The organism is Methanosarcina sp. 1.H.T.1A.1 (genome assembly GCF_000979295.1).
Lineage (GTDB): Archaea > Halobacteriota > Methanosarcinia > Methanosarcinales > Methanosarcinaceae > Methanosarcina.
The window spans coordinates 1-6,232 of sequence record NZ_JJQY01000043.1; the positions used below are offsets into that span (position 1 = coordinate 1).

Annotated in this window: 4 protein-coding genes; all 4 read right to left on the reverse strand. The window is 40.5% G+C overall.

The features are described from left to right. Nucleotides 1–505: 505 nt before the first annotated feature. On the reverse strand, nt 506–1,951 hold the full coding sequence (locus tag EO95_RS04410; RefSeq protein WP_048132548.1) for a PH domain-containing protein: 1,446 nt from the start codon (nt 1,949–1,951) through the stop codon (nt 506–508). Continuing rightward, nucleotides 1,938–2,432 carry a PH domain-containing protein gene (locus tag EO95_RS04415; protein ID WP_200894996.1) on the reverse strand — a complete coding sequence of 165 codons (495 nt, stop codon included), beginning with the start codon at nt 2,430–2,432 and terminating at the stop codon, nt 1,938–1,940. The genes EO95_RS04410 and EO95_RS04415 overlap by 14 nt, the downstream gene beginning before the upstream one ends. Nucleotides 2,433–3,287: 855 nt before the next feature. Continuing rightward, complete coding sequence (gene pdxT / locus EO95_RS04420) at nt 3,288–3,887, reverse strand: pyridoxal 5'-phosphate synthase glutaminase subunit PdxT (protein ID WP_048132550.1); 600 nt, start codon at nt 3,885–3,887, stop codon at nt 3,288–3,290. A gap of 323 nt (nt 3,888–4,210) precedes the next feature. Then, nucleotides 4,211–5,107: a pyridoxal 5'-phosphate synthase lyase subunit PdxS gene (gene pdxS / locus EO95_RS04425; RefSeq protein ID WP_048132552.1), complete on the reverse strand. Its 897-nt coding sequence runs from the start codon at nt 5,105–5,107 to the stop codon at nt 4,211–4,213. Nucleotides 5,108–6,232 lie beyond the last annotated feature (1,125 nt).

Consider the following 6,232-nt stretch of genomic DNA (forward strand, 5'->3'; position numbering starts at 1 on the left):
TAGGAGTCCGTCTCGTGGGCTCGGAGATGTGTATAAGAGACAGCCTCTGGAACAGAGGGTAGAGCCTGCGGAGTTATTCTCAAAAGAGAGAGCCATGAAGTAGGATGCCCGTCATTTCAATGATGGGTAGTTCACTCAAATTCGGATGAAATTTTATGATTATTTTTGAAATTGAAGAAAAACCAGAAAAAATTAAAAAGACGCTGATTTTGCTTCCTTAGTTTAACCTGTTTCTATCGGCAAAACCTCTTCTCTTCCAAATATATTGTAAACTTCCTGTAATTTCAGAATGAGTACAAGGAAAAGGCAAGTCTGCAAGTTTATCTGAAAAATTTGTCCTTGGGGATGCGTACAAGGGATTCCAACAGGCTTCATTGGGACAAAAACGTCAGTGAATTTTTGTTTTGGGCCACGTTTCCCAATATTTATATGCTATATATATGCTATATTTATATTCTATATTATTTTTTATACAATGTTACATGGATATTAGGGAGTACCAGAATTATATGTATCCACCAAAATCAGAATACCACCTGCTGATCATTGCACTTTGTTCCTTATCCATACCGACCAATTTTTTACTGGCAGTAATGCTGCCGGAGGCAATCGCTACATGCAATGTAGTCAGTTTACGTTTTATTTGAAAATAGGTGTTAGAAACAGCTAGAGACTGTATTTTCTGCCTGGGAACTATAGTAGTAACCTTACCCAGGGTCCTTGAACTGATAAGCAGTTTATTATTCTGTATATTAAAGCCTGCATCCCGATATTGAATAAAGCCCAGCAAAATTGCCGGAGGCCACAGCAGGAGTGCGAACCAGCCATAAGGTATGAAGAACATTGCTAATATAGTTACAAGAAATGCCGGTATAAGATTTATTAAAATATACCTTATCCGTGAACGGATAGGAAGCTGTTTGGTTTCAAGCGGGACAGCAAACTCAGGCAGGACCTGTTCTAACAATTTCTTTACCTGTCTATGAGGAATTATCGGAAAAAGAACACTAGATTCGCCTTTTTCTCCGGCATTGCTGATACTGACTACCTGAATACTAACCATTCCAAACGGTTGACGCAGAACGTTTTCTACTACGCGTACAGCCTGGATTTTTTTAATTGGTATGGTGAGCTGCTTTTTTTCCATGAGACCGCGATTAATTTTTATATTATTATCCATACGTATGAGTTCAAAGCCGCCAAATTTAATAAAATTCCCTAAAAGTGACAGAACCCAGGCAAGTAAAAATATGACTAAAACAACAAGTATAATAGTAGTGATTGTTTTGCCAGCAAGCTCCTTTACATAATCCCCTATAATATTCCATATGTTGAGATCGGGAAAGATCTCTTCCAGTTGCGAGAATATCACAAGTAAACCTACCAGTACTACCCCAATGCTGTTGGAGGTGCTGGACAGAATGAACAAATCACGGGTTGAGAGCCGGAAAATTTCTCCTGTATGTTGATCTTCTGTTTCCTGGTATTTCTGGGCCGGTATGGGTCGTTTACTTTCCAGAATATACCGGAGCTCTTCTGCCCTTGTCCTGGAAATAGCAGGCAGGACAAGTTCGGCTTTGTCCCCCCCGCCGGCTGTTTCTACTTGCAGTTTCACCAGGCCGAATATACGCTGAATTATTCCGGCAGATACCTGAACTGATTGAACTCGTCCAAAACTAATGAATCGTTTTTTCTTAACGAATATACCGAATTCCAGATGCAGTTCATCATCCTGAATATAATATACATAACGCAGCCAGTAAACTATTATATATAACACATACAGCAGCAGTATTACAGGCAATGCAAAAAGAAAACACCGGCGAATTTCGTTTTGCCCAAATACCAGAATAATAAGTGGCAGTAAGGATTGAAACTGTTTATAAATAGTACCTATCAAAAACTCCAGTATTGCTGCTGGGTGCAGGCGTTGAGGCTCATACATCTTCATCCACTACCCGGGCTAATACTGAAATCTTTTCTCGTAGTTCAGCGGCTACATCATCTGCAAGTGCAGGTATTTCATGCTCATCCGCTGCAGTTGATACAGTTACCGTAGAAATCCCAAAATGACGCATTAATGGTCCCTGTACAGTATCAACATGCTGGATATGTACCATGGGAATTAAAGTACGGTATTTAATAAACACACCATGATAAAGATCAATCTGGTGTTCAGAAACATCGTAACGCCACGTTTTCCATCGAATATTCGGAATCACCGTGGTTTCCAGAAAAGATATAAGCAGTACCAAAACTATAATAATAGATAGAATCCATCCAGGCCAGTTCCAGAGCCTCATGGCACCATAATAAGCCAGAGGTACCAGCCAATACAAAAAAGAGCCGAGCAGTCCCGACCAGCGCCAGTATGAGACTGCTTTTTCGTCTATTTGATGATCGGGAATAGTTTGCAAAAAGTCCGCCTTCAAGAATAAAACCCACTTTCGTCAGGTAAACATAATACTCTTTTTTATTTTTTACCGTTATTGATTATCAGTATAGTTTGTGAATTTCTTTAATATTAATCATTTTGAACTGTTGACAATATCCTATCAAATTTAGGTTTACAGTGTAATAATTATCCAAACCACTTTAAATATTTGACCCTTTGCTATTTTCTTGCGGGTAGTTTATATTCACTTCTTATGCGTGGAGGCTACATCTAAGTATTTTTTGTAAAAATAACCGTTATTAAGCTTTTAAAGCTCAAAATGAGGCAAATTAACCATTTATATTCAATCAAGCTAAAATTAATTTTAATTACTGCTTTTGACTCGTTTTTTGTTAGATTCAGATTGTTGTTTAAAATAGGGGGCAATAAGGTTTTGAATCTGAAATTAAGGGTTTATAATTTCTCAAATAAAAAATAAAATGTTTTTTACATGTACTTTAATCGGGGAAGCACTATTATTATACTTAAGCTACTAAACAAGGTTAAGTAACCCTTAAAAAATTGATGATTTTTAGAGGACCCTAAAAAGAAATATTCACGAAGAATGTAAACCTGTTGAAGAAAGATATTACTCCTGAAACTGACAATACGATGGAACAGATATTTTCTTTGATAGGTGATATCGTAGATAAGGCAAGATTATTCAAAATTGCTTAATCATGAGAAATAAAATGAAAAGAATATTATATGATTTTAATAAAAACCACAAATCAAAAAAGGAAGGAGAGAGTACGTGAAAAACAAATAATCACGTACTTTAATGCCAAAGAAACAAATGAAAAAAATCATGGTCAGCTACAGGATAAACCCATTAACCTGACCCCTGTAACTCTTAGCAGTTAAAAACCTTATCCAGGAAATACTGATGGATGCGCAAATCGTCGGTTAATTCCGGGTGGAAAGCAAGCGCCAGCACATTTCCCTGCTCTGCAGCAATAATCATGTCTTCAAGCCTGGAAAGTACGCGCACGCCAGGCCCGCAGCTCACGATTCCGGGAGCCCGGATAAACACACCGGTAAAAGGGGAATCAAGAATAGACACATCAAGCTCCGCCTCAAAAGAATCCCTTTGTCTCCCAAAAGCGTTCCTGTTAACCCTTGTATCCATGATCCCGAGCAATTCCTGGCTGGTCTTTGCCACCTGCTCATCCCCTTCCTTTGCAAGCACAATCAATCCTGCACAGGTCCCGAGAATCGGAATTTCCCTAGCTGCTGCCTCCTTAATCTCCTCCGCAATCCCCTCACGGGCAAGCAGCCTGCAAAGAGTCGTACTCTCCCCGCCAGGAATCACAATCCCGCTGCACTCCGGCACAATTCCCTTATGCTTTATCGCAACTACCTCAGCCTCAACCCCTCTCTCTGCAAGGGCTCTCTTCAAAGCATCAACATGCTCAGAAACCGCTCCCTGAATAGCGATTACACCTATTTTCATAAAAAACACCATTTTCCAAAATTAATCCTTTATTTGTTGATCAAAAAATGTAAAAAATTAAATAAATTTTATTCTTACAAACCTGCAAGAATAAATCTGTTTTTAAAAAATTGAATTTTGAGTCCTCTTGAGCGGAGTTAACTGCATAACCCACAAATTAGTCCGCTTCAGCAAAACTCACTACTAAAACCCGTAAATTAGTCCTCTTGAGCGAAGCGAAAAGGACTGCGGGCTGTTGCACTTGCAGTGCAACTCCCAGGAAATCTCCGATTTCCTGTGATCCCGAATCGCAACTCTGCTGGCGCAACTCGGGATTGTGGTTTTTACCAGCCGCGTTCCTGAAGAGCTTCCTCGACAGGGATCGTGTCTACGCTGATGCCTTTCATTCCGGCGCCTATGCCTTTTGAAATCTCGGCAAGTTTTGCAGGGTTGTCGTAGTTGTTTACGGCTTCAACGATTGCTTTTGCCATCTTTTCAGGGTTTTCGGCTTTGAAAATGCCTGAGCCTACAAAAACCCCATCTGCACCAAGGCGCATCATAAGAGCCGCATCAGCAGGGGTTGCAACTCCGCCAGCTGCAAAGTTTACTACAATCAGGCGCTGCATTTTTGCGGTTTCCATTACAAGTTCGATAGGAGCTTCGATTTCCCTGGCAACCATTATCAGTTCTTCTTTTGTCTTGCCGGCAAGGGCACGGATTTCGCCCTGAATCTGCTTCATATGCTTTACTGCCTGGCTGACGTCTCCTGTTCCGGCTTCTCCTTTCGTCCGGATCATGGCTGCCCCTTCGTTGATCCTGCGGAGGGCTTCTCCGAGGTTCCTGGCTCCGCAGACAAAGGGCACTGTAAACTGTGTCTTGTCTATGTGATAGAAAGGATCGGCGGGGGTAAGGACTTCGGATTCATCTACCATGTCAACGCCGAGTGCCTCCATGATTTCAGCTTCGACGAAGTGCCCGATCCTTGCCTTTGCCATTACAGGGATAGTAACCGTATCAATGATTTGCTGGACGATTTCGGGATCTGCCATACGGGCAACTCCGCCCTCTTTTCTGATATCTGCAGGGACAGCCTGAAGGGCCATGACAGCAACTGCTCCGGCTTCTTCTGCGATCCTGGCCTGTTCCGGGGTTGTCACATCCATGATCACACCCCCCTTCTGCATCCTTGCAAAGCCCCTCTTAATAAGTTCGGTCCCGTGTCTCAATTTTTCAAAGTCCATGAATGTCATCCTCTTTGTTTTGATCAGATTTCTAAGATATATTGCCGTGGGAAATCTTTTCCACAGATGAAACGGCCATCAAGTCCTTTCCACCAGTTACAACCAACAGGTTGCGGTTTTCAGTATGCTATTTCTCCAGTGAATTGTGAATACGCTCAATAGTTAAAAGCATTATTTAAGCTATTCCTTAATTCCAGAGTTCAGAGTAAATTAACTTACAATGATTTAACATTTTTTCTTTTTTTTACTGAGACTTAACACTTTTAATGACTGCCTGTTTCTCCGGTTATTTATCCCGAATATACTTCGGAGCCTGAATGAAATTCTTTGCAGTACTTTTAAAAAGCACTTTTATAAGTTAACTTTTCGGTTTGATCTATCTATCTCAGTTTTCATATAATTTCAATCTTTATAATATATCCGGTAATTTACGATCTGATTACGGAGATTAAACACAGGAAGTAAGATTAAATATGAATCTCCAACGCTCAGTTCTCCGATATAAAGTTTTTGTAAATTGCCGGAAAGACGAGATGTGAAGCTCTTTTTAAGAGGGACATATGCTTCTCTAATATATTTTCATGCGTCTTCGGTTAACTGAAGAAGCATGATAAATTGCATTCATTTCCACAACAGATGTTCAAAATTTTATCAGAGCCGGAGATGGAGCATAGTATCGATTTTTGGTAAATATGGCTATATTTGAGGCAGACTTCTGATATAAAATCGATAGCCTCAGAAACGAATATTCCTTTACCGATGACCAATGAATATATTTTATATTTCAGACAGAGACGCGAGAGAATACATGAAAAAACAATTATAATATGTGTTGAATCATTACATACAGGGTATTTTTTGCCGGGGTAGTTTCTGGATTTCAGGCAATTACTATTTACTTACGTTAGGGGGGATAGAAAATGAGGATTAAACGTCTGGATGTATCATTGTTATGTGCTTTTTTGGTTACCGTACTTGTTGCGTTACCGACACATGCCCAGATGGGGCCGGGAGGCGGTCCAGGGGCGGGAATGGGTCCTGGAATGATGCATGGTTACGGTTTTGCGCAGTATGACAGCTGTCTCTTATACACATCTCCGAGCCCACGAGACGGACTCCTATCTC